The organism is Microbacterium hydrocarbonoxydans, from assembly GCF_000956475.1.
GTDB lineage: Bacteria > Actinomycetota > Actinomycetes > Actinomycetales > Microbacteriaceae > Microbacterium > Microbacterium hydrocarbonoxydans_A.
Genome location: NZ_JYJB01000004.1, coordinates 76,909 through 100,142, shown reverse-complemented (window position 1 = coordinate 100,142; position 23,234 = coordinate 76,909). Strand labels below are relative to the sequence as shown.

Annotated in this window: 25 protein-coding genes; 10 read left to right on the top strand and 15 right to left on the bottom strand. The window is 69.1% G+C overall.

Annotation, left to right across the window (positions count from 1 at the left end; translation table 11 throughout):
* The first annotated feature begins 1 nt into the window (after window position 1).
* From RS84_RS01700 to RS84_RS01690, 3 genes are all read left to right on the top strand, one after another.
* Window positions 2–760, top strand: coding sequence for a succinate dehydrogenase iron-sulfur subunit (locus tag RS84_RS01700; RefSeq protein ID WP_045256026.1), 759 nt, complete (start codon window positions 2–4; stop codon window positions 758–760).
* 84 nt (window positions 761–844) lie between these two features.
* Window positions 845–1,987: a YihY/virulence factor BrkB family protein gene (locus RS84_RS01695; protein WP_045256025.1), complete on the top strand. Its 1,143-nt coding sequence runs from the start codon at window positions 845–847 to the stop codon at window positions 1,985–1,987.
* Window positions 1,988–1,996: 9 nt separating this feature from the next.
* On the top strand, window positions 1,997–2,890 hold the full coding sequence (locus tag RS84_RS01690; protein WP_045256024.1) for an exodeoxyribonuclease III: 894 nt from the start codon (window positions 1,997–1,999) through the stop codon (window positions 2,888–2,890).
* Here the strand turns inward: RS84_RS01690 and RS84_RS01685 are convergent.
* From RS84_RS01685 to RS84_RS01675, 3 genes are read right to left on the bottom strand one after another with little or no spacing between them, the layout of a single operon-like run.
* On the bottom strand, window positions 2,884–3,522 hold the full coding sequence (locus RS84_RS01685; RefSeq protein WP_045256023.1) for a DUF4166 domain-containing protein: 639 nt from the start codon (window positions 3,520–3,522) through the stop codon (window positions 2,884–2,886). The two genes, RS84_RS01690 and RS84_RS01685, sit on opposite strands and share 7 nt — an antisense overlap.
* On the bottom strand, window positions 3,519–4,202 hold the full coding sequence (locus RS84_RS01680; protein ID WP_045256022.1) for a DUF4166 domain-containing protein: 684 nt from the start codon (window positions 4,200–4,202) through the stop codon (window positions 3,519–3,521). Before RS84_RS01680 ends, RS84_RS01685 begins: the two co-directional genes overlap by 4 nt.
* A complete protein-coding gene (locus RS84_RS01675; protein WP_045256021.1) occupies window positions 4,199–4,831 on the bottom strand; it encodes a hypothetical protein in 633 nt (210 codons plus the stop codon). The genes RS84_RS01680 and RS84_RS01675 overlap by 4 nt, the downstream gene beginning before the upstream one ends.
* A gap of 12 nt (window positions 4,832–4,843) precedes the next feature.
* Between RS84_RS01675 and trpS the strand changes: the two genes are divergently transcribed.
* Window positions 4,844–5,899 carry a tryptophan--tRNA ligase gene (gene trpS / locus RS84_RS01670; RefSeq protein WP_414738807.1) on the top strand — a complete coding sequence of 352 codons (1,056 nt, stop codon included), beginning with the start codon at window positions 4,844–4,846 and terminating at the stop codon, window positions 5,897–5,899.
* Window positions 5,900–5,923: 24 nt separating this feature from the next.
* Complete coding sequence (locus RS84_RS19525; protein WP_235281359.1) at window positions 5,924–6,679, top strand: hypothetical protein; 756 nt, start codon at window positions 5,924–5,926, stop codon at window positions 6,677–6,679.
* A 33-nt stretch (window positions 6,680–6,712) separates the two neighbouring features.
* On the opposite strand, the gene pth is transcribed toward RS84_RS19525, so the two are convergent.
* Window positions 6,713–7,294 (bottom strand): aminoacyl-tRNA hydrolase, encoded by a 582-nt coding sequence (pth, locus tag RS84_RS01660; protein ID WP_045256018.1) that lies wholly within the window; start codon window positions 7,292–7,294, stop codon window positions 6,713–6,715.
* Between the two features lie 96 nt (window positions 7,295–7,390).
* Window positions 7,391–7,978, bottom strand: coding sequence for a 50S ribosomal protein L25/general stress protein Ctc (locus RS84_RS01655; RefSeq protein ID WP_045256017.1), 588 nt, complete (start codon window positions 7,976–7,978; stop codon window positions 7,391–7,393).
* A 221-nt stretch (window positions 7,979–8,199) separates the two neighbouring features.
* Here RS84_RS01655 and RS84_RS19675 point away from each other — a divergent pair, with 221 nt between their 5' ends.
* Window positions 8,200–8,325, top strand: a complete 126-nt coding sequence (locus RS84_RS19675; RefSeq protein WP_268748599.1) for a hypothetical protein — start codon at window positions 8,200–8,202, stop codon at window positions 8,323–8,325.
* Window positions 8,326–8,351: 26 nt separating this feature from the next.
* Here the strand turns inward: RS84_RS19675 and RS84_RS01650 are convergent, their stop codons facing one another.
* The 6 genes from RS84_RS01650 to RS84_RS01625 form a co-directional block, all read right to left on the bottom strand.
* A complete protein-coding gene (locus RS84_RS01650; RefSeq protein WP_045256016.1) occupies window positions 8,352–9,386 on the bottom strand; it encodes a zinc-binding dehydrogenase in 1,035 nt (344 codons plus the stop codon).
* Window positions 9,387–9,402: 16 nt separating this feature from the next.
* Window positions 9,403–10,125, bottom strand: coding sequence for a fumarylacetoacetate hydrolase family protein (locus RS84_RS01645; protein ID WP_045256015.1), 723 nt, complete (start codon window positions 10,123–10,125; stop codon window positions 9,403–9,405).
* Window positions 10,125–10,898, bottom strand: a complete 774-nt coding sequence (locus RS84_RS01640) for an SDR family NAD(P)-dependent oxidoreductase (protein ID WP_045256014.1) — start codon at window positions 10,896–10,898, stop codon at window positions 10,125–10,127. The genes RS84_RS01645 and RS84_RS01640 overlap by 1 nt, the downstream gene beginning before the upstream one ends.
* On the bottom strand, window positions 10,895–12,313 hold the full coding sequence (locus tag RS84_RS01635) for an MFS transporter (protein WP_045256013.1): 1,419 nt from the start codon (window positions 12,311–12,313) through the stop codon (window positions 10,895–10,897). Before RS84_RS01635 ends, RS84_RS01640 begins: the two co-directional genes overlap by 4 nt.
* Before the next feature lie 119 nt (window positions 12,314–12,432).
* Window positions 12,433–13,224, bottom strand: coding sequence for an IclR family transcriptional regulator (locus tag RS84_RS01630; protein ID WP_045256012.1), 792 nt, complete (start codon window positions 13,222–13,224; stop codon window positions 12,433–12,435).
* Between the two features lie 21 nt (window positions 13,225–13,245).
* Window positions 13,246–14,304 carry a D-2-hydroxyacid dehydrogenase gene (locus RS84_RS01625; protein ID WP_045256139.1) on the bottom strand — a complete coding sequence of 353 codons (1,059 nt, stop codon included), beginning with the start codon at window positions 14,302–14,304 and terminating at the stop codon, window positions 13,246–13,248.
* A gap of 102 nt (window positions 14,305–14,406) precedes the next feature.
* Here RS84_RS01625 and RS84_RS01620 point away from each other — a divergent pair, with 102 nt between their 5' ends.
* From RS84_RS01620 to RS84_RS01605, 4 genes are all read left to right on the top strand, one after another.
* A complete protein-coding gene (locus RS84_RS01620; protein ID WP_045256011.1) occupies window positions 14,407–15,294 on the top strand; it encodes an NAD(P)-dependent oxidoreductase in 888 nt (295 codons plus the stop codon).
* A 58-nt stretch (window positions 15,295–15,352) separates the two neighbouring features.
* Entirely contained in the window at window positions 15,353–16,801 is a 1,449-nt protein-coding gene (gene gndA, locus RS84_RS01615) for an NADP-dependent phosphogluconate dehydrogenase (RefSeq protein ID WP_045256010.1), read from the top strand.
* A gap of 114 nt (window positions 16,802–16,915) precedes the next feature.
* Window positions 16,916–17,644 (top strand): response regulator transcription factor, encoded by a 729-nt coding sequence (locus tag RS84_RS01610; RefSeq protein ID WP_045256009.1) that lies wholly within the window; start codon window positions 16,916–16,918, stop codon window positions 17,642–17,644.
* 47 nt (window positions 17,645–17,691) lie between these two features.
* Entirely contained in the window at window positions 17,692–19,161 is a 1,470-nt protein-coding gene (locus RS84_RS01605; protein ID WP_045256138.1) for a sensor histidine kinase, read from the top strand.
* Between the two features lie 30 nt (window positions 19,162–19,191).
* Here RS84_RS01605 and RS84_RS01600 read toward each other — a convergent pair whose 3' ends face one another.
* From RS84_RS01600 to RS84_RS01585, 4 genes are all read right to left on the bottom strand, one after another.
* The gene (locus tag RS84_RS01600; protein ID WP_045256008.1) at window positions 19,192–20,745 is read right to left on the bottom strand and encodes an FAD-dependent oxidoreductase; all 1,554 of its coding nucleotides are present in this window, start codon (window positions 20,743–20,745) and stop codon (window positions 19,192–19,194) included.
* Between the two features lie 28 nt (window positions 20,746–20,773).
* Window positions 20,774–21,625 (bottom strand): FAD:protein FMN transferase, encoded by an 852-nt coding sequence (locus RS84_RS01595; protein ID WP_045256007.1) that lies wholly within the window; start codon window positions 21,623–21,625, stop codon window positions 20,774–20,776.
* Window positions 21,626–21,639: 14 nt separating this feature from the next.
* Window positions 21,640–22,098, bottom strand: coding sequence for an FMN-binding protein (locus RS84_RS01590; protein WP_045256137.1), 459 nt, complete (start codon window positions 22,096–22,098; stop codon window positions 21,640–21,642).
* A 95-nt stretch (window positions 22,099–22,193) separates the two neighbouring features.
* The gene (locus RS84_RS01585) at window positions 22,194–23,228 is read right to left on the bottom strand and encodes a ribose-phosphate diphosphokinase (RefSeq protein WP_045256006.1); all 1,035 of its coding nucleotides are present in this window, start codon (window positions 23,226–23,228) and stop codon (window positions 22,194–22,196) included.
* Window positions 23,229–23,234 lie beyond the last annotated feature (6 nt).

The following is a 23,234-nucleotide window of genomic DNA, read 5'->3' as shown; positions in this document are numbered from 1 at the left end:
CATGTCGAACGCTGTTGCAGAGGCACCCGCGAGCGACTCGGGCGTGCAGTCCTTCATCGTCACCTTCAACATCCGCCGCTTCGATCCCGAGGTCGACGCCGAGCCGCACTGGGTCGACTACGACGTGGAGCTCTTCTCCACCGACCGCGTGCTCGACGCGCTGCACAAGATCAAGTGGGAGGTCGACGGCTCGCTGTCGTTCCGACGCTCGTGCGCGCACGGCATCTGCGGCTCCGACGCCATGCGCATCAACGGCCGCAACCGCCTCGCCTGCAAGACGCTGATCAAGGACCTCGACATCTCGAAGCCGATCTACGTCGAGGCGATCAAGGGTCTGCCGCTCGAGAAGGATCTCATCGTCGACATGGAGCCGTTCTTCGCCTCCTACCGCGAGGTGCAGCCGTTCCTCGTCGCGAACTCGGTGCCCGAGAAGGGCAAGGAGCGCGTGCAGTCGATCGCGGATCGTGAGATCTTCGACGACACCACCAAGTGCATCCTGTGCGCAGCATGCACCTCGTCGTGCCCCGTGTTCTGGACCGACGGGCAGTACTTCGGCCCCGCCGCGATCGTCAACGCGCACCGCTTCATCTTCGACTCGCGCGACGACAACGCCGCCGTGCGCCTCGACATCCTCAACGACAAGGAGGGCGTGTGGCGCTGCCGCACGACCTTCAACTGCTCTGAGGCATGCCCCCGCGGCATCGAGGTCACCAAGGCGATCGCCGAGGTCAAGCAGGCCGTGCTGCGCGGACGCCCCTGACCGCACGCGCACGCTGACGCCGAAGGGCGGGTCTCCTCCCGGAGCCCGCCCTTCGCTGCATCCGGTTGTCGATATCGTGGGGACGTGTCCGATCACGCGCCGCTCCGCACCCGCCTCGAGGTGCCGCTGGAACGTGTGATCGAGCTCAAGGACCGCACGCTCGCCGCATTCCCCGTGCGCGTGTGGCGCAACTTCTCCTACAGCAACGGGTTCCTGCTCTCGGCGGGCATGAGCTACTACGTGCTGTTCGCGCTCTTCGCCCTGCTGTACGTGGCCTTCGCGGGCGCGGGATTGTGGCTGGGCGCGAGCGATGCGGCGATCGGCGCCCTGGTCCGGCTGATGAACACCTACATCCCTGGGCTCATCGGCACCGACGGCGAGGGCCTCGTCTCGGTCGATGATGTGACCGAGATCGCCAAGAGCTCAGGCGGCGTGCTCGGCGTCACCGGCGCGATCGCCCTCGGCGTGGCCCTGTGGACCGCCGTCGGTGCGGTGACCTTCACCCGGCGCGCAGTGCGAGACCTGTTCGGGCTGCCTTTCGACGCCCGCAGTTACTGGCTGCTGAAGGCACGCGATTTCTTCTCGGCGATCGTTTTCGGGGGCGCGATGCTGGTCGGCGCCGTCGTCAGCTGGGCGGGTGTGTGGGCGCTCGAGCAGCTGTATCACCTGCTCGGCTGGAGCACCGGCTCCTGGCCCTTCGACCTGAGCGTTCGGCTGCTGTCCGTGGTCGTCGCGTTCGCGCTGGATGCAGCCGCGCTCGCTCTGCTCGTGCGGTTCCTCACCGGGACCGTCCTGCGCTGGCGCTACATCTGGCCCGGCGCCCTCCTCGGCGGCGGCGCGATGGTGATCCTGCAGCTCGGCGCCGGGCTGCTTCTCTCGCGGGTGCCAGGCAACCCGCTGCTCGCGTCGTTCGCGGTGATCGTCGGGCTGCTGCTGTGGTGCCGCTGGCTGGCGATCGTCGTGCTGATCGCCGCATCGTTCATCGCGGTCACCGCCATGGATCACGACCAGCCGCTCGAGCGCGAGGACGAGACAGCCGCGCGCAAGGCCGAGGAGCAGGCGCTCGTGCTCGCAGCGCGGGTTCGGCTGCGCCGCGCGGAGGACGCGGCTGTGGAGGCTCCCTGGTACCGCCGGTCCGCAGCGCGCCGTGCGGTCCGGAGAGCGCAGGATGCGCTGGCAGATGCACTGGCGGATGCCGAGGCCGAGAATGTCCGACCCCGCGCCTAGGCTTGTTGTATGCCTCATCTGCGTATCGCCACGGTCAATGTCAACGGAATCAGGGCCGCCGCCCGCAACGGCATGAGCGCCTGGCTCGATGCCGCCGACGTCGACATCCTCACGCTGCAGGAGGTCCGCGGCCAGGACGAGCACCTGGAGGCCGCACTCCCCGGATGGACCTTCGTGCACGACGAAGCCACGGCGAAAGGCCGCGCCGGCGTCGCGATCGCGAGCCGCACGCCCTCTCTCGCGCACCGCACGGAGTTCGGCCCCGAGGACTTCGACTCGAAGGGCCGCTGGATCGAAGCCGATTTCCTGATCGGCGACGCCACCCTCACCGTGGTCAGCGCCTACGTGCACTCGGGCGAAGCCGACACCCCGAAGCAGGAGGAGAAGTGGAAGTTCCTCGATGCGATGAGCGTGCGCATGGCGGAGCTCGGTGCCGAGGGGGCCCTCGCTCTCGTCACCGGCGACCTCAACGTCGGCCACCGACCCCTCGACATCCTCAACTGGAAGGGCAACGTCAAGAAGGCCGGCTTCCTCGCGCGCGAGCGCGCATACTTCGACCGCTTCCTCGGCGCCACGGGAGAGCCCGTGGCCGGACAGGAAGGCATCGGCCGGGGAATGGTCGGGCAGCTCAGCGACACGAGGCCGTTCGCGTCCGAGGGCGGCGGCACCGGCCTCGGCTGGGTCGACGTGGGGCGCCGCTTCCACGGCGAGGTCGACGGCCCCTATACGTGGTGGTCGATGCGCGGTAAGGCGTTCGACAACGACTCCGGCTGGCGGATCGACTACCACCTCGCCACGCCCGCCCTCGCGGAGCGCGTGCAGGCCTACCAGGTGGCCCGCGCGGTCGCCTACGACCAGCGCTGGAGCGACCACGCTCCTGTCGTCGTCGACTACACCTACTGAAAGTCGCGCGACGCAGCCGCGGTCCGACGATACCGACCGCGGTATTCGAGCACGACGCCCAGCAGCGGGCTGCGGGCGCGCATGTCAATCGTGCGGCACTGCAGGGCCTCGTCCCAGCCGTCCTCCACGTCCACCCGCAGGCCGAGCGGCCCTGCGAGCGGCACTCGCGCGGGTCCCAGCCGCACGAGGACGCGGTGCGAGCGCATCCGCAGCCGTCCTTCCGGAGTCACCGAACACAGCATCAGCACCTCGATGCGTCCTCGTTCTCCCAGGGCGCTGCGCAGCTCGCCCGGCCGGCCGGTCGCCACGATCCTGTCGACCACGCGCTGCGAGCCGCCGGCGAAGCGGAACTCGCGGCGGGTGACGAGCGACTGCTCCCCCGTCGGCGTCGGCTCGGGGATCTCCTGCATCGAGAAGGACACGTCGCGCTGGAACCGTGTGATGATCAGGCCCGGGCCGACGAACGGTCTCGCGAGAGCGGAGAGCAGCCGGAGTCGGCTTCCCGCCACGTCGAACACGCCATCAGCCCCGCCCGGTCGCGCCCCCTCCCGCAGCTGGGCCCGCAGCTCGGGATCGAGCAGCCCGGCCTGCTCGCCGAGAACACGCAGGAACAGCGGTTCGACGGCGCTCACTCCCGCGCTTCCTCGCGATAGGGCTTGACGGCGGCCGGAGCGTCTGTGCCGGGGATGAACTCGCACGTGAACGTGCCTCGGTAGCCGAAAAGGAATCCGAGCAGATCGTTGTGCACCTCGAGGTCGATCACGTAGCACTCTCGCTCGTCGTCGTATCGCTCGGTGAGTCGTGCCCGTCCGCTGAACAGCATGGGGAACCGGAACGCGATCGGCCCCTCGTAGAAGCGCTGCGCGCCGGACATCAGCCGCAGGGATCCGTCGTCGCCGACCGAGAGATCGAGATCGACCGCGAGATGCTGGTGCGTGCCGAGGTAGTCGACGATCCGCGCCCGCGCCTCGCTGTGGATCATTGTGGCGTCGAAGCGCCGCCGCCGATTCCTGCGGACCTGCATCGTGCGGACAAAGGTCACCGTCTCGCGCCCATAGCCGTCGACGTAGGCGTAGTTGTCGATCTGGAAGGGGACGTCCCGACCCCGATCGGGGAACATGATGTTGCGCATCGTACCGATCGCCAGGAACGGCAGGGTCCACCATGGACCTCGGCGCACCTCGGTCATCACGCCACGCCCGACGCATCCGTATCCGGCCTCGACGCCGACGCCGAAGCGCCGCTGCATCTGAGGGTGAAGCCTGTCGAACTCCTCGCCGAGGGCGCGGCGGAAGATGCTCTCCGTGCTCATGAGTCCAACCCCGACAGCGACTCCGGCGCATGCTGCATGATCGTGCGGCCGCCCGTCCGCGGCGGGCGCGACAGGCAGCGTCCCGCGCGAGCGCGCGGACGGTTCCCCGGGCGCAGGGAGCGCCACCAGCCCGTCTGCTCAGGGGGCACGCCCTCCTCCGCCCACAGTCGCAGACGGTCGAAGCTCCACGCGGTCAGCCACCAGACGAATCGACGGGTGACGATCGGGTCGAGCAGGCGCCCGAGCGGCCCCCACCCCGGCGTGTAGTCGTACCCGGTGAGGAACCGGACGCCGTCCGGCGTCGGGATGTAGCGCCAGTATCCTCGACCCTTGCCGAGGGGCGACAGCGCGTCGTCGGTGTCGAACACGAGGGCCGAGGTGCGCTCGCCACCGCGGCCGTGCCGCTCGCCCAAGGAGACGCCGGTGCCGCGGATCGTGTGGGCATGCAGATCGAGCTCGTAGTCGAACTCCTGCGCGCCGTCGTCTCGCACCCGGACGGGACGGATGAGCGTGAAGCGCGCATCCCATCGGACGTGTGCGGTCGGATCCTGCGTCAGCGCCCACACGACGTCCATCGGCGCTTTGATGAGAGTCTCGACGTACAGCGCCCTGTCGCTGTGAGCGGTCATGCGCACCAGCCTATGGTTCCGCGCGGCGCAGCAGCGCACCGGCATCCGCATAGGATTGATATCGTGACGAAACCTCGCCTGTACTCCGGAATGCAGCCCTCCGCCGACTCCCTCCAGATCGGCAACTACATCGGCGCGCTCCTGCAGTGGCGAGACCTGCAGAGCTCGTACGACGCGTACTTCTCCGTCGTCGACCTGCACGCGCTCACGGTCGCGCAGGACCCTGCGGAGCTGCGCGAGAAGACCCGCCGCACCGCCGCCCAGTACATCGCGGCAGGCATCGAGCCCTCGCAGTCGACTCTCTACGTGCAGTCGCACGTGCGCGCGCATGCCGAGCTCGCCTGGATCCTGTCGACCATCACCGGCTTCGGCGAGGCCGGCCGAATGACGCAGTTCAAGGACAAGTCCGCCCGCTACGGCGCGGACGCGACGAGCGTGGGGCTGTTCACGTACCCGGTGCTGATGGCGGCCGACATCCTGCTCTATCAGACCGACGTCGTGCCGGTCGGCGACGACCAGAAGCAGCATGTCGAGCTCACCCGCGATCTCGCCGAGCGCTTCAACTCCCGGTTCGGCAGCACTTTCGTGGTGCCGCGTCCGGTGATCCAGAAGGACACCGCCCGCATCTACGATCTGCAGAACCCGACATCGAAGATGTCGAAGTCCGCTGAGAGCGACGCGGGCGTGCTGTGGATGCTCGACGATCCGGCGAAGTCCGCCAAGAAGATCATGCGAGCGGTGACCGACAACGAAGGTGCTGTGCACTTCGATCGCGAGAGCAAGCCCGGTGTGTCGAACCTGCTGACGATCTACGCCGCCCTCACCGGACGCCAGATCGGCTCGATCGAGGACGAGTACGCCGGCCGTGGCTACGGGGACTTCAAGAAGGGCCTCGCCGAGGTCGTCGTGAGCGAGTTCGAGCCGGTGCGCGCGCGGGCCCTCGAGCTGCTCGACGACCCTGCCGAACTCGACCGCATCCTCGCAGCCAACGCGGAGCGAGCGGATGCCGTCGCGGATGCGACCCTGGGCGCGGTCTACGACCGGGTCGGACTGTTGCGGCGCGTCTGAGCACGACCGCTCTAGTATGGGGGCGTGACTGATCCGCAGCTGCCCCCGCCGTCCGGTGCCGTTCCTCCCGCGCCTGCGGCGCCTCAGGGGGCCCAGCCCGCGTATCCGACCGCTCCCCCGCCGGCCCCTCAGCCCGACGCGGCACGCCCTCCCGTGCCGCAGACATCCGGGAATCCTGCGCCTCCGGCGTTTCCTGCCGCGGCACCGGCGCCCACGCATGCTGCGCCTCCGGTGCCGCAGGCGCCCGGCGGTTACCCGCAGGCACCGGCCGGATACCCGCAGGCACCGGGAGGTCAGCCGCAGGCGCCGGCGCCCCAAGCACCGCCAGGCGCCTACCAGGTGCCGGTCGGCGGCTACGCCGCACCCCAGGGCGTCTATGCGGCGCCGCAGGCCGCTTCGGCGCCGTCCGGCGGCTTCCTCGGCATCCTGTCGCTCATCCTCGGTGGCATTGCGGCGATCGTCATCCCGATCATCGCCGGTATCGCAGGATTCGAGATCGGCGTGCGACTCCCCTCGGGCTTCGACACCACCGACCCCGACTTCCTGAGCACCCTCTCCCCCGCGCGCACTCAGGTGCTGTGGGCCGAGATCGCATTCTGGGTCGGAACGGCTCTCGGCATCGCCGCGATCGTGGTCGGCATCATCGCGATCCGCAAGAAGCAGCGTCGTGGGCTCGGAATCGCGGGCCTCGCCCTCGGCGTGCTGGGCGCGGGCATCTTCTGGATCGTGCTGGTCGCGACGCTGTCGGCAGGAACCGCGACGGGCATCGTCAACTACTGATCAGACCCAATACCGATCAGGGCCCGCCACCGATCAGCGCGGAGCGTGGTGCTTCTGCTGCGCGGCGAGCAGTCCTTCGGCGACCAGCAGCTCGACGGCGTCGGCGGCATCCGACACGAGGATCGGCAGATTCGCCCGTTCGTCCTTGCCGAACGGGGAGAGAACCCAGTCTGCCGGGTCCTGCCGCCCTGAGGGGCGCCCGATCCCGACCCGCACACGCGGGAAATCGGGAGTGGTGATGGCCTTCGCGATGTCGCGCACGCCGTTGTGGCCGCCGTGTCCGCCTCCGGTCTTCAGCTTGACCGTGTCGAACGGGATGTCGAGCTCGTCGTGCACGACGACGATCCGCTCGGCCGGCACGGAGTAGAACCTCGCCAGCGCCGCCACCGGCGTGCCGGACACGTTCATGAAGGTGTTCGGCTTCGCGAGCACCAGCTTGTCCGCACCGGGTCGAAGCCAGGTCTCGACGACGCGGGCGCCCGCCTTGTGCTCACGGAAGCTCTCGCCGCGCCGTGCCGCGAGTTCGTCGACCACCATCTGGCCGACATTGTGCCGCGTGGCCGCGTACTGCGGACCGGGATTCCCGAGACCGACCACGAGCCAGGTCGATGCCATGTGATTGTCCTCTCTGGAAGCCGCGCGGCCTCGGTCAGGATACGACAGAGGGGACGCGATCTGCTCGCGCCCCCTCTGCGGTGAACCGGCGGGAGATTACTCCGCGGCTGCCTCTTCGGCTGCGTCGTCGGCGGGAGCCTCTTCTGCGGCTTCGCCAGAGACGGCCACGATGAGGACATCGCCGTCGGTGATGAGCGTCGAGCCCTTGGGCAGGACGACGTCGGCGGCCGTGATGTGGGCGCCCTCTTCGAGTCCCTCGACGGAGACCTCGACGTTCTGCGGGATGTGCGTCGCCTCTGCCTCGATCGAGATCGTGGTGGCGTCGAGGTTGACGATCGTGCCGGGGGCGGCCTCGCCCGTGACCACGACGGGAATGTCGATCGTGACCTTCTCGCCCTTCTTCACGACGAGGAGGTCGATGTGCTCGATGATCTGGAGCACCGGGTCACGCTGCACGTCCTTGACGAGGGCGAGCTCCTGCGTGCCCTCGATGTCGAGCTCGAGCAGGGCGTTGGCACGGCGGATAATCAGCGAGACCTGGTGGCCCGGCAGTGCGACGTGCACGGGATCGGTTCCGTGGCCGTAAATGACGGCGGGGATCTTGCCGGCAGCACGCAGGCGGCGGGCGAAGCCCTTGCCGAACTCGGTGCGACGCTCTGCTGCGACCTTGGTGTCTTCAGACATGGTGGTTCTCCTTCGGGGCACACAACGGGAGCTGTGCGGTGGTCTGGGAAATCGCGATCTCGAACGCAGACACGTGAAGAAGCCGCAGGGCTCTCGCCGCGTCGATTACGGATGCGTGCGCACGCGCAGAAGCATCCCTCGCCGAGGTACTCCTCAATGGTACCCGATGACCCGGTAGGCTGAGGACACCGGTCCCTTCCTCGCAGATCTCGGAGATTCCCATGCTCGACGGCGCTTTCCTCTCTCACGCAATCGGCTGGCTGATCGGCGCCATGACCCTGTGCGCGGCCGTCGTCACGTTCGGCGCTCTGTTCGCCATGGGACGCTCCGGCTACCGCAAGGACTGAGAGGTCGAACTCCTCCGCGGAAGACCTCAATCCGCCGCGAAGTCGAGCAGCACCTTGCACGAGCTCGCCGGATCGGCGGCGAGCGCGAAAGCGGCCAGAGCGTCCGCTGCCGGCCGCACCTCGCTCACGATGCCGCTGACATCGAGAGATCCGTCCGCCAGCGCCGCGATCACGTCGTCGAACTCTGCCGCGAAGCGGAATGAGCCGGTCAGGGTGAGTTCGCGCGTGATGGCCGTCGACATGGGGACGGCGACGTCTCCGGCCCGCTGAAGGCCGAGCAGAACGACCGTGCCGCCGCGCGCGGCGGCCGAGACGGCGGCTGACAGACCAGGCTCGGTGCCGCTGGATTCCACGACCACGTCGGCGTGCAGAGCCGAGATCGCGTCTGCGTCGCGGGCGTCGAGCGAGCGGATGCCGCGCGCCTCCGCGATGCGACGGGGCTTCTCGTGCAGGTCGGTCACGGTGACGACGGATGCGCCGGCACGCCGCGCGACGGACGCCACGAGCTGCCCGATGGGGCCCGCGCCGATCACCGCGACGCTGCGGTCGCGGACATCCCCTGCCCGTGCCAGCCCATGCCAGGCCACGGCCGCCGGCTCGGCGAGCGCGGCGACGCGAAGATCGAGCGATGCGGGCACCTCGTGCAGCATCCGCCCGGGGATCGCCACCCGCTGCGCGAAGGCGCCCTGCGTGTGCGGCAGGTGCAGAGCGGAGCCGAGATAGCTCGATGCGGGGGCGAGGTTCGGCCGATCAGCAGGCCAGGGCGTGACACCGTCGCCGTGCGGTGTCAGCGGATGCACCGCGACGGGTGTGCCTGCGGCCGGTCCCGTGCCGTCGGCAGCCTCGACGACGACCACTCCCGACACCTCGTGCCCGAGGATCATCGGCTCACGGAGGATGGATGCACCGGCGGCACCGTGGCGCAAGTAGTGCAGGTCGGATCCGCAGATCCCTCCGTACGCGATCCTCACGACGGCTTCGTCGGCGGCCGGCACCGGTGTCCCGGCGTCCTCGACACGGAGATCGTCGGCCGCGTAGGCCACGACGGCGAGGTTCGACATCTGCTCTCCTTCTCTGTCACACCAGCGGCGTGACCAGTTCGACGCCCGCGACGCGGATCGTCACGGTCTGCCCCGGGATCACCGGCGCCTGCGAGTGCGGGGCTCCGGTCATCACGAGGTCGCCGGCTCCCAGCGGGGTCCAGGACGCGACGTACGCGAGGCATCGCCTGATCGTCATGGGCAGCTCACGGCTTCCGGTCTCGGCGACGCGCACGCCGTCGACGTCGACCGTGAGCGAGACGTCGTCGATGCCGGCATCCGTGTCGATCCACACGCCGAGCGGCGTGTATCCGACGCCCGACTTGGACTCGAAGTTGCGAGGGTCGAGCTCAGCACGATCGGGGCTGGAGAGGTCGTTCACGGCAGTGACCCCGAGCACGTACTCGTGCGCGTTCTCCGCCGTGAGCCCCTCCGTGTCGCGACCGATGACGACGCAGATCTCGCCCTCGGCGACCGCAGCTCCGGCATCCCGGCGCAGCACCACCTCTGCTCCGCTCGCGATCACCGTGCGCGGGCTCTTCAGCCACGCCTGCACGGGCGAATGATGAGCGGGGCCGTTCTGCGCGATGCCGACGATCACCGTCGGCGATGTCGCGGCGAGCTGCTCGCCCTCGAGGCGCCCGCCGATCACGGCGGGCGTGCGACCCGCGGAGAGCGCCGTGAACGGGTCCTCGACCAGCGATCCCTCGCCGTCCACCCAGTGCACGCCGTCGTCGTCGAGGATGCGCCCGAGCAGCATCACACCACCGCCGTCATGCCGCCGTCGACGAACAGCGTCTGCCCGTTGACGAAGTCGCTCGCCGCGCTCGAGAGGAACACCAGGGCTCCCACGAGATCCTTCGTATCGCCCCATCGTCCTGCCGGGGTCCGGCCCCGCACCCAGGCGGAGAACGTCTCGTCCTCGACGAGGGGCCGGGTGAGTTCCGTGTCGAAGTAGCCCGGCGCGATCGCGTTGGCCTGGATGCCGTGGGGCGCCAGGTCTGCGCACAGCCCCTTCGTGAACATCACGATCGCCCCCTTCGTCGCAGAGTACGCGGCGATCGAGGGCCGGGCGAGCTGCGACTGCACGCTGCCGATCTGGATGATCTTGCCGCTCCCCCGCGCGATCATCCCGCCGGACACCCGCCGCGACAGATGGAAGACGCTGGAGAGGTTGGTCTGCACGAGCGCGTCCCAATCGGCATCCGAGAACTCGGAGATCGGGGCGCGGCGCTGCACGCCGGCGTTGTTCACCAGGATGTCGGGCGTTCCGATCAGCCGCTCGACCTCGGCGATCCCGGCGTCGACGGCTGCAGCATCCGTGACGTCGAACACGACGCTGTGCGTCCTGCGGCCCGTGACCGCCTCGATCTGGGAGGCCACGCCCGCCGCCTTCGTCTCGTCCCGGCCGTGCACGATGACCGTCGCCCCCGCGGCCGCGAGCCCTTCGGCGAGGGTCCGGCCGATTCCCTGGCTCGAGCCGGTCACCAGCGCCGTTCTGCCGGTGAGGTCGAAGGCGGCGAGCCCGGTCACAGTCCGACAGCCTTGATCGAGACCGTGGTGGCGTAGACGTCTTCTCCGCCTTCGTTGCGCGACACCTTGATCGCATCGTCGATGCGGGTGAGGTCGCGACGCAGGGTCTCGGGAACGAGGAAGGTCGACGCGGTCGTGATCAGCGCGAGGGTCGCCATGTAGGTCGCGAGCAGCACCCAGTTGCCGCCCGAGACGCTGATGATGTACGAACCGAGCACTCCGGCGAGGCCGCCGGCGAGCACAGCCGAGATCTCTCGAGCCATCGCCACACCGAGGTAACGGTGACGGTTGCCGAACAGCTCAGGAAGCATCGAGCACTGCGGGCCGAGCATGGTGGCCACGGCGAAGCCGATGCCCACCGCGATGACCGCGATGGCGATCGCGTGGTTGCCCAGCGACAGCAGCCACCATGCGGGGAACGTGTAGACCAGCATGAACACGGAGCCCACGCGGTAGATGGTGCGCCGGCCGAAGCGGTCGGAGAGGTGGCCGGCGAACGGCACCGAGAAGACGCCGATCAGGGAGCCGATCGTGACACCCCAGGTCAGCAGGCTCTTGTCGGCCGTGGGGCCGAGGACCGAGACGAAGAAGGCGAGACCGAGCGTCTGGAACATGTACGAGCCGCCGTTCTCCGCCATGCGGAGGCCGATGCCGACGATCACACCGGGCAGACCATGGCTGAAGATGTCGCGGATCGGACGATCGGCGATCTGGTCGTGCTTCTCGAGCTCGACGAACGTGGGCGTCTCGCGCAGCCGCATGCGGATGAACAGGGCGAGCAGGATCAGGGCGAACGATGCGAGGAAGGGAACGCGCCAGCCCCACGAAAGCAGCTGGTCCTCGGGGAGCAGGGCGATGCCGCTGAACACGAGCGCGGCGAGAAGGGTGCCCGCCTGGATGCCGATGAACGGCAGAGCCGAGAAGAATCCGCGGCGCTTGACGGGGGCGTACTCGGCCATCAGCACAGTGGCACCGGCCTGTTCTGCGCCGGCGCCGAATCCCTGCAGCAGACGCAGCAGGACGAGGATCAGCGGGGCCCAGAATCCGATCGTCTCATACGTCGGCAGAAGGCCGATCGCGGTGGAGGCGCCGCCCATGAGCAGGATCGTCACGACGAGCACCCACTTGCGCCCGAGCTTGTCGCCCAGGACGCCGAAGAACAGGCCGCCGAACGGGCGCGCGAGGAATCCTACGCCGAACGTCGCGAAGGCGAGCACGGTCGCCATGCCGGGGTCACCCTGAGGGAAGAACAGGACGTTGAAGATCAACGCGGTCGACAGGCCGTAGAGGGCGAAGTCGAAGTACTCGAGCGCACTGCCGAGGCTGGACGCGAGCGTGGCCCGGCGCAGATTCGCCGCGTACTCGGGGTCGTCGTGCACCGCGCGTGTGGTGAGGGGGGAATCGGTCACTGCCATCTCCTTCGATCGGCTCTCGCCCTTCGGCGTGATCTCGAATGTACCAGCCTGTTGGATTGAGTACAACCCTTTGGACCGATTCCGGATACGCAAAAACCCGCACCCGGTGGCGGCAGAGTTCAGCGGCTCCGGGCGGCGGCGCTGAACGGGTTGGTCAGGGCGGCGGCGGCCGCCTGGAGCGCCTCGCCCACACGCTCGATGCGCTCGTAGTCGGCCTCGGCCGCGCGGATCGCCACGCCGAGGGCCAGCGGCGGATCGGCCGGAGCCCAGCCGTCGAGCGGGACTGCGACGCCGACGACGCCCCGGAACGATTCCTCGGCATCCAGCGCCCAGCCGCGTTTGCGCGCGGCGGCGAGGACTTCGAGGAGCCCGGCCATGGTCGTGGTGCTGCGTTCGGTAAGAGCAGGGAAGACGGCATCCGCTCCGAGCAGGGCGATGACCTCGTCATCCGCCATCCGAGAAAGCAGCGCCCGCCCCGTGGCCGACAGCGGCGCCGGGAGCCGCGAGCCGAGAGGAGTGCCGATGCGCAGCGACGACGACCCCTCGTGCCGCGCGAGATAGAGCGCGTCGGATCCGTCGAGCATCGCGACCTGCACGAGCTCGGCGTGCAGCACCTCCGAGGAGTCGCACACCGTGTAGAACTCGCGTACCTGATTGAACTGTGCGGCGAACGCCCCGCCGAGCTCTGCGGTGCGCAATCCCAGTCGGTAGCCCTGGGCGGTGCGGTCGATCATGCCCGCAGCTTCCAGCGCCAGGCACAGGTTCGCGGTCGACGACTTCGCCAGCCCGAGAGAGCCGGCGAGCTCTGTGAGCGTGCGCGGTCCGCGAGCGTCGGCGAGCAGCCCGAGCAGACGGATGCTGCGTGTCACCGCGGGCGCCGGATCGCGCCCTTCCTTGGCATCCTCGTCCATGCGCACCCCTTCAGAGCGAGTTCAGTAGAACTCGACCGTATCGACCACCGCGCGCAGTGGGCGGCCATCGAGCAGGCGCGCCGCGTTCTCGGCGAAGCGCCGGGCGATGCGCTCCTCCTCCTTGGAGCTCAGAGCGGCCGTGTGAGGGCTCACCAGCACGTTCGGATGCGACCAGAGCGGCGACTCCGTGGCCAGAGGCTCGCTCTCGAACACGTCCAGCGCCGCGAAGGCGATGCGTCCGTCATCGAGGGCGGGCAGGAGCGCCTGCTCGTCGATCACGGTTCCCCGTCCCACACTCGCGAGGATGGTCCCTGGCCGCACCGCCTCGAAGACGTCCGCTCCGATCAGATGATGGGTCTGCTCGGTGCCGGGGAGGGTGACGACGATGGCGTCGACCTGAGCGACCGCATGAACGAGCTCGTCGAGCCGCACCAGCCGGTCGACGCCCTCCACGGGCTCGCCCGAGCGGGTCGTGCCCCAGACCTGGGCTCCGAGCGCATGGAACCGGCGCGCGCACTCCGCGCCGATACCGCCGAGCCCGACCACGAGGACGGTCATCTCGTCGACCTGGCGCATCTCCCAGCGCTCTGGCCACGCCCGGTCCTGCTGATCCCGCAGCAGGCGGGGAAGCGACTTGGCTCCCGCGAGAACTCCCAAAACGGCGAACTCCGCGAGCGGGCCCCCGTGCACGCCGGCACTGGTCGTGAAGGTGATGCGGTCGAGATCGGCGCGGTCGAGATCGGCGGATCGCACCTGGGCCCCGCCGCCCGCCGCTGTCGTCATGACCCAGCGCAGACGCGGGTTCGCAGCGACGGTGCGTGCGAGCGCGGCGGGGTCGACATCGGGAATCCCGAACAGCGCGTCGGCCGAGTCGACCATGGCGTCGAACGCGGCCTGCTGCTCGGGCGTGCGCCGATGCTCCGGGTCACCGGACCAGTCGGCGGGGCCGCGCATGGGGTGCATCAGCGAGTGGTCGCGGATCATCTCCACGCGCGGCTCGAGTTCTTCGATGAGCCGGCACAGCTCCTCATTCAGCGGCACTGCGGCGACGGCGCGCAGCTTGGTCTCGATGTCGGCCATGCTCATCCCTTCCTCGGGAGGTCTCTCGATCCGTTCATCATAGTCGAAATCCAACCTGTTGGACAGTATTCAATACAATGGATATCTGGTACCGTGGGGCCCATGAGCACCTCTCCCACTGTCGGGATCATCGGACTCGGCGCCATGGGCCGCCCTGTCGCCGATCGGCTCCTGGCGGCACACGACAGTCTGCACATCCACGCCCGCCGACCTCAGCCGGAGTTGATCGCCGCAGGAGCGACCTGGTCCGACAGCCCCCGGGAACTCGCCGCCGTCGTCGACGTCCTCGTCACGTTCCTGCCCGACCTTCCCGAGCTCGAGCAGCTGCTCGACGGCGAAGAGGGGATCATGGCGGATGCCGGAGACCTCCTCCTCCTGATCGGGTCCACATCGTCTGCGCCCGCCGTGCGCGAGCTCGCAGACCGCGTGCACACCCAGTCGCGGGGTCGCGTGCGCGTGGTGGACTGCCCGGTGTCCGGCGGCGTCGACGGCGCGAACGCGGGAACGCTCTCCATCATGCTCGGAGGAGCCCCTGAGGACGCGGCGGTCGCGGCATCCGTCCTCGCACCGTGCGGCACCCCTGTGCACCTCGGCCCGCTCGGGGCGGGCGAAGTCGCCAAGGCCTGCAACCAGCTCGTGGTGTCGGCGACCATCCTCGCGCTCGGCGAGGCGACCGTGCTCGCCGACCGCTCGGGACTCGACCTCGACGCCCTCTGGGGCCTGCTCGGCGGCGGCTACGCCGGGTCGAACCTCCTGGAGAGCCGCAAGCACAAGCTCGTGTCGGGCGACGACTCCCCCAGCGGCGTCGCGAAGTACATGGTCAAAGACCTGCGCTTCGCGGCCGACATCGCCGATGCGACAGGCACGGAGCCTGTCCTGCTTCCCGCACTGCGCTCCGCCTTCGACGGCATCGTCGACGCGGGTCTCGGCGACCGCGACATCGCCGTCACCCGCCGTTTCGTGCAGTCCCGTGACACACAGGCGTCCTGACGTCGGCCGCCACGATAATCTGAGACCATCCCCTAACTTCACGATCGAGGAGCCCTCTGTGCCCGAAGCATCAGCGAACATCGGAGTCGTCGGACTCGCCGTCATGGGTTCGAATCTCGCCCGCAACCTCGCGAGCCGCGAGGGCAACACCGTGGCGATCTTCAACCGCAGCTACGAGAAGACCCAGGCGGTCCTCGACGCGCACCCCGAGGCGGGCTTCATCCCGGCGCAGACCTACCGGGAGTTCGCCGACTCGCTGCAGAAGCCGCGCACCGCGATCATCATGGTCAAGGCCGGCGGCCCGACGGATGCCGTGATCGACTCCCTGGTGGAGGTCTTCGAGCCCGGCGACATCATCGTCGACGGCGGCAACGCCTTCTTCCCCGACACCATCCGCCGCGAGAAGGCCGTCCGCGAGACCGGCATCAACTTCGTCGGCGCCGGGATCTCCGGCGGCGAAGAGGGTGCGCTCCTCGGCCCGTCGATCATGCCCGGCGGCTCGGACGAGTCGTGGGTCACGCTCGGTCCGATCCTGAAGTCGATCGCGGCCGTCGCCGAGGGCGAGCCGTGCGTGACGCACGTGGGCCACGACGGCGCGGGCCACTTCGTCAAGATGGTGCACAACGGCATCGAGTACGCCGACATGCAGCTGATCGCCGAGGCCTACGACCTCATCCGCCGCGGCACCGGCAAGTCGCCGGCCGAGATCGCCGAGATCTTCGCCGAGTGGAACAAGGGCGAGCTCGAGAGCTACCTGATCGAGATCACCGCCGAGGTGCTCCGACAGAACGACGCCGCCACCGGACAGCCGCTGGTCGACGTCATCGTCGACCAGGCCGGCGCGAAGGGCACCGGCGCCTGGACCGTGCAGACCGCGCTGTCTCTGGGCGTGCCGGTCTCGGGCATCGCCGAGGCGACGTTCGCCCGCTCGCTGTCGTCGCACCCCGAGCAGCGCGCCGTGGCATCCGCTCTCCCCGGCCCCGCCGAGGCGTTCACCGTCGCGGACCAGGACGCGTTCATCGAAGACGTCCGTCTCGCGCTGTACGCGTCGAAGATCGTCGCCTACTCGCAGGGCTTCGACGAGATCCGCGCCGGAGCCGCCGAGTACGATTGGAAGATCGACCTCGGCGCGATCAGCAAGATCTGGCGCGGCGGCTGCATCATCCGCGCGCAGTTCCTCAACCGCATCGCCGACGCCTACGACGCCGAGCCGGGTCTGCCCGTGCTGATGACGGCTCCGTACTTCGCCGAGGCGCTCACGCGCGCCCAGGCGTCGTGGCGCCGCGTCGTCGTCTCGGCCGCCGAGGCCGGCATCCCCGCCCCCGCATTCTCGTCGTCGCTGTCGTACTACGACGGCCTCCGCGCCGACCGCCTCCCCGCCGCTCTCGTGCAGGGCCAACGCGACTTCTTCGGCGCGCACACCTACAAGCGCATCGACAAGCCCGGCACGTTCCACACGCTGTGGTCCGGCGACCGCACCGAGATCGAGGCCGAGGACACGCACTGATCGGGTACTGAACGCACAGAGGGCTCCGGCATCCGCCGGGGCCCTCTCTGCGTTCACAGCGAAAGCATTGCCCGCTCCATAGGAATTCCATAGGAGATTCCGCAGAATGAGGACATGAGCACCGTGCATCCCGACCTGCGCCGCCCCGACGGCTCCCCGCTGCGCATCCTCGCCGTCGACGACGAGCAGATGCTGACCGACCTGCTCGCCATGGCGCTGCGGATGGAGGGCTGGGAGGTGCGCACCGCCTCGTCCGGCCTGGAAGCCCTGCAGGTGGCGCGCGAATTCGATCCCGATGCTCTCGTGCTCGACATCATGATGCCCGATCTTGACGGCATGTCGGTGCTGAAGCGGCTGCGCGAGTCGGGCAGCCTCGTGCCTGTGCTCTTCCTCACCGCGAAGGACGCGGTGGGCGACCGTGTCGCCGGGCTCACCGCGGGCGGCGACGACTACGTCACCAAGCCCTTCAGCCTGGAGGAGGTCATCGCCCGCCTGCGGGCGATCATCCGCCGCACCGGGCACGCCACCGCCGACGACGGCCAGTCGATTCTGCGCGTCGCCGACCTCTCGCTCAACGAGGACAGCCATGAGGTCGTCCGCGACGGCGACGAGATCGAGCTCACCGCGACCGAGTTCGAGCTGCTGCGCTATCTCATGCGCAACGAGCGGCGCGTGCTGTCGAAGGCGCAGATCCTCGACCGGGTGTGGAGCTACGACTTCGGCGGCAAGTCGTCGGTGGTCGAGCTGTACATCTCGTACCTCCGCAAGAAGATCGACGCCGGCCGCACGCCGCTGCTGCACACGGTCCGCGGCGTCGGCTACATGATCAAGGCCCCGCAGTGACCTCGACGAGGGTGACGCGACGACCGCTCACACTGCAGACGAGGCTGATGACCGCGGTCATCGGGTTCGTGTCGCTCATCCTCGTGATCGTCGCGGTCATCACCTCGGCGACGCTGGGCAGGACGATGGAGGATCAACTCGACGTCCGCTTGAAGGGATACTCCGCCACGCTCAAGGACTGGGTCGAACGTGTTCCCCCTGAAGCCGCGACCGTCGACAACGTGCTGGCAGGGAAGACGGCGCAGGTTCCCGGTCTCCTGTTCGCCGTCTCCAACTCCGCCTCCGGAACGAGCGGCGTCATCCTCTCAAGCACGGACGGCGAGCTGGGCGGGAGCACACGCAACCTCAGCAGCGAGCAGATCGGGGAGATCAGCGAGGCTCTCAGCCAGGGTGGGCATCTCGCCACCGTCGCCATCGCAGATGTCGGTTCTTACCGCATCCTCGTGAGCAAGACCGATACCGGCGTTGTCCTGGTGACGGGCCTGCCGCGGGACGAGATCCAGAACCAGCTCGCCACACTGCTCACGGTGATCGTGCTCGCGACGCTCGGCGGCCTCATCCTGCTGGCGCTCACCACCGCCATCACGATCCGCGTGGGGCTGCGCCCGCTTCGCGCCGTCGCAGCGACCGCCACCCGGGTCGCGAACCAGCCGCTGGACAGGGGCGAGGTCGAGATCACCGAGCGCGTCCCGGCATCCGAAGCCGACCCTCGCACCGAGACGGGTCTCGTCGGCGCCGCGCTGAACAAGCTCCTGGATCACGTGAACGACTCGCTGTCCGCTCGTCAGCGCAACGAGGAGCGCATGCGGCAGTTCGTCGCCGATGCGAGCCACGAGCTGCGCACGCCTCTCGCTTCGATCCGCGGGTACTCCGAGCTCTCTCTGCGCGCCCTTCGACAGGCGCAGGGACCCAGTTCAGAAGGACACGGACCCGGCGCGATCGAGGGGACGACCACCTCGCTGGAGCGCATCCAGGCCCAGTCGCTGCGCATGACCCGCCTCGTCGAAGACCTCCTGCTCCTCGCGCGGCTCGACGAGGGGCGCGAACTCGTCTACGGCACCGTCGACCTCGCGCAGCTCGCGCTCGAGGGGGTGTCGGATGCTCAGCCGACGGCGCCCGATCACGGATGGAGCATCGAGGTGCCCGACGAGCCGGTGGTCGTCGTCGGCGACGCCGGACGACTGCATCAGGTCGTCACCAACCTCCTCGCGAACGCGAGGACGCACACGCCTCCGGGTACCGAGATCACCCTGAGCGTCGCGCGCGAGGGCGAGGAGGCGGTGCTGCGCGTGCACGACGACGGCCCAGGGATCGATCCGGCCGTGCGCGAGGAGCTCTTCGCGCGCTTCGCCCGCGGTGACAGCTCGCGAGCCAGGCAGACCGGAGGGACCGGGCTGGGCCTCGCGATCGCAAAGGCGATCGTGGAGGGTCACCACGGCCGCATCGAGGTCTCGAGCGCACCGGGCGACACCACGTTCGCCGTGCACCTCCCCCTGAGCCCTGTCGTGGGCGCCTGACCTTCCGCACGGCCCGCAGGGGCTGCGCGCTCAGTATCCGGCGAAAGCGTCGGTCGTGAGGTTGCGCGCCTTCTGCAGGGCCGGGGCGAGGTCCGCGATCAGCCGCGGCGGGCCCGAGATGAACGCGTGGCGGGAGGCGATGTCTGCGACGTTCGCCTCGAGAGCTGCCGCATCCAGCCGGGCTCCCTGCGCCCATGTCCAATGCGCTGGCAGGTTCTTCGGCTCCTCCCGCGTGAACACGGCGACGCGGGCTCCGGTGGCGGCGAGCTCCTCGCGGAATGCGAGTTCGGCAGGATCGGATGCCACGTACACGAGGACGACGTCGCGCTTCTCCCCCGTCGCCTGCAGCTGCCGCAGCTGCGACACGAACGGCGTCACCCCGATGCCAGCGGCCACCATCAGAACGGGCACGTCCCCGCGCGGCAGCAGGAAGTCGCCCCAGGTGCCGGTGACCGCGAGCGTTGCGCCCGGCTGAGCGGCGGCAAGAGCGCGCTTGTAGCTGGACGGATGCTTCTGGTCGCCGTCCTTGTACGCGATGCGCAGTGTCGGCAGATCAGCGGGGGCCGAGACGATGCTGAACTCCCGGCGTGTGCCGCGAGCGTCGGGGCGGCGATGCGGCACGTCGAGCTCGAGGTACTGCCCCGCGAGGAATCGCAGACGGCTCCTGGTGCGGAAGGTCAGCTCCTGCACCGTGGGCGTGATGAACTCGCGCTTCTCGAGCGTGAGGCGCACCGACCCTCGCACGGCGAACGCGAACGCCAGCAGATTGCCGATCAGCAGCGCACGCTCCTGGCCGAGCGTGAACCCGCCGAGGAAGATCGGCCATCCGGCGAGCACGCCGACGAGGGCGGCGACCGAGAACTGCTGCCAGCGTCGCGGCGGCAGGGTCAGCGGCTCGGAGAGCATGAACGCGCCGAGGAAGAAGTACGGCGACTGCAGCACCGCGAAGGACAGCGCCTGGCCCGCATCGAAGGGGAGGCCGCCCTGGGTGAGCTGCACATACTGACGCAGCAGAGAGACCGCGATCGCGATGACGAGGAACACGAGGACGATCCGCACCTTCTCGGTGCGCCAGAGCACGAGCAGGCCCAGGACCACGACCGGGACGAAGAGCGCGGGCGTGCCGACCCACCACGACGAGCTCGTGCCGAGATGCGCGATCGTGACCACCGCGGCCCCGAAGGCCGCGGGATTCAGGATGTGCCGGCCGCGCCATGCGATCAGGTACTTCGAGACGCTGGCGAGCGCTCCCGCGAGGGCGAGGCCGCCGAGGGCGGCAGGAGCGAAGTCGGATGCCGGTGCGAGCACGAACAGCAGGATGAGCGCCGTGACCAGCGACGACTCGATGCGCCACGGCAGATGCAGAAGCCGCTGCGCCGCGGCATCCACCAGCGAGATCACGGCGGCGAGTACGACGAAGGACACCAGGATCTCGAGGGGCCGCGGTGCCACGAGACCTGCGAACGACAGCACCTCGGCGAGGAGCGCGAGAGCGAGCAGCGAGAACAGCACCAGGCGGTACATCGACAGCGCCCCCAGCAGGGCGAGGACTCGCTGCCTGACAGCGGTGAATGCGGTGATCACGATTCCACTCTTCCGTATCTCTCGGTGTTCAGGGCCGGGTGGTGAACAGTTGCCCGGTCCAGCCCGCCGATCGCTCGACCTTGCCGTCGGTCGTCATCCTGACCCACTCGACGCCCCAGTCGGCGGCCAGTGCCGGCCCTCCGTCGAAGAAGAGTGCGGTGGCGATGGCATCCGCCCTCATCGCCTGTGCGCCGAGTGCCCAGGTCGCCGCCCACGTGCGAACGGGGCGACCGGTGCGTGCGTCCAGCACATGATGCAGTCCGTCGCCCCAGGCTCGGCGGTTGATCGCAGAGCCGCACAGCGCGGCATCCTGCAGCTCCACGACGCCGATCGCCTTCGTGGCGTCGAAGGGATGCTCGAGCGCAGTGCGCACCGAGGAGCCGCGCACCCTCATGTCGCCCCCGGCGTCGACCACCAGATCACCCGGTACGCGGGCCAGGGCCGAGAAGACCAGGTCGACGAGGCGCCCCTTGCCGAGAGCGCCCACGTCGATCAGGGCGGGAGCGGACGCCGTCAGCCCCTGATGGTTCCAGGCGACGACCTCGCTCCAGGCCGCGGGAGCGGCGAGCGCCGCACCCGCGGCCAGCGTGTACGCCGCGTCGTATCCGAGGGCCTCGAGACTCGCCCCGACGAGCGGGTTCACGGCTCCTGCCGTCGCTGACGAGAGCGCTGCATAGGCGTCGAGCATCGGCGCGGCATCCGCCGACTCCAGCACCCCGCCGGCCGATCCCAGCCGCGTCACCGCCGAGTCGTCGCGGAACCTCGACCACTCGCGGTCGAAGCGCTCGATCACCTCAGAGACTGCGGATCGGTCGCTGCCGTCGAGGTCACCCTCGATCTCCCACCGCGTGCCGATCGCGTCGAAACGCCAGATCGCCATGGCAGGCCAGGCGCCTAGGAGGCGGCCTGCTCCTTGATGGACTCGACCGCCGCGTTGAATCCGCCGCTGGTCAGCGACGAACCCGACACGCGGCTCACCTTCAGGTCGTCGAGCGCCACGCCCACGACCTCATCGGCGATCCCGTCGATGAACTTCGACTGATACTCCTCGGTCTCGGGAGCCTGCGGGTCGCCGGTCACCTCGACGTCGGTCACCTTGCCGTCGGCGAGGGTGAGGGTCACCGAGATCGATTCGACGGTCTCGGGAGTCTGGTACGAGCCATCGGCGGTGTAGGTGCCGTCGGCGTAGGTGCCCGACCCGGAGTCGCTGCTGCTGGACGATGCGTCGGTGCCGGCGCCCTTGTCGGTCTCGGCATCGGCGGCGCCGGAGCAGCCGGCGAGGACGAAGAGTCCGGCCACACCGACGAGTGCTGAGGCCGTGCGTACGGACTGGGGAACGTTCGTGCGGATCATGATGGCCCTCCCGGTTCGGTGCGTCGACGAGCTGTCGATGCATTCAACGGTATGCATCGCTCCTATGCGCGGGCTGTGCCGCGACGATGATCCGCCTAGGCGTCTCCACCGAACATGCTGGTCACCGAGCCATCCTCGAAGACCTCGTGGATCGCGCGGGCGAGAAGCGGGGCGATCGGGAGGATCGTGAGCTTGTCCCATCTGCGCGACTCGGTCAGCGGGATGGTGTCGGTGATGACGACCTCGTCGATCGAGGTGTCCTGCAGGCGCTCGGATGCCGGATCGCTGAAGATCGCGTGGGTCGCCGCGACGATGACGCGGTGCGCACCGGCCGCCTTGAGAGCCTGCGCAGCCTTCACGATCGTGCCGCCGGTGTCGATCATGTCGTCGACGAGGAGGCAGGTGCGGCCCTCGACAGTTCCGACGATCTCGTGCACCGAGACCTGGTTGGCGACCTTCGGGTCGCGACGCTTGTGGATGATCGCCAGCGGCGCGCCGAGGCTGTCCGACCACGTGTCGGCCACGCGCACGCGGCCCATGTCGGGCGAGACGACCGTGAGGATCTCGCGGTCCTCCTTCGACAGCGTGCGCTCGAAGTGGTCGAGCAGCACGGGCTTGGCGAACAGGTGGTCGACGGGGCCGTCGAAGAAGCCCTGGATCTGCGCTGCGTGCAGGTCGACGCTCATGACGCGGTCTGCACCGGCGGTCTTCAGCAGGTCGGCGACCAGGCGGGCGCTGATCGGCTCGCGGCCACGGCCCTTCTTGTCCTGGCGGGAATAGGGGTAGTACGGGGCGACGACGGTGATGCGCTTGGCCGATGCGCGCTTCGCCGCGTCGATCATGATGAGCGTCTCCATGAGCCACTCGTTCACGGGCTCGCCGAAGGTCTGGATGAGGAAGAGATCGCAACCGCGGATCGACACCTCGAAGCGCGCGTAGATCTCGCCGGACGCGAAGGTGCGGTGCTCGACGGGTGCGATCTCGGTGCCGAGATCCGCCGCGACGGCGGCGGTGAGCCCTGGATGCGAGCGCCCGCCGGCGATGACGAGCCGCTTCTTGGTCTTCGCGACGAGACCCGGGGCGATGTCGTTGTCGCGGTCCAGATCGACAGTCTTCTTCTTGCGCGCCATTTCCGC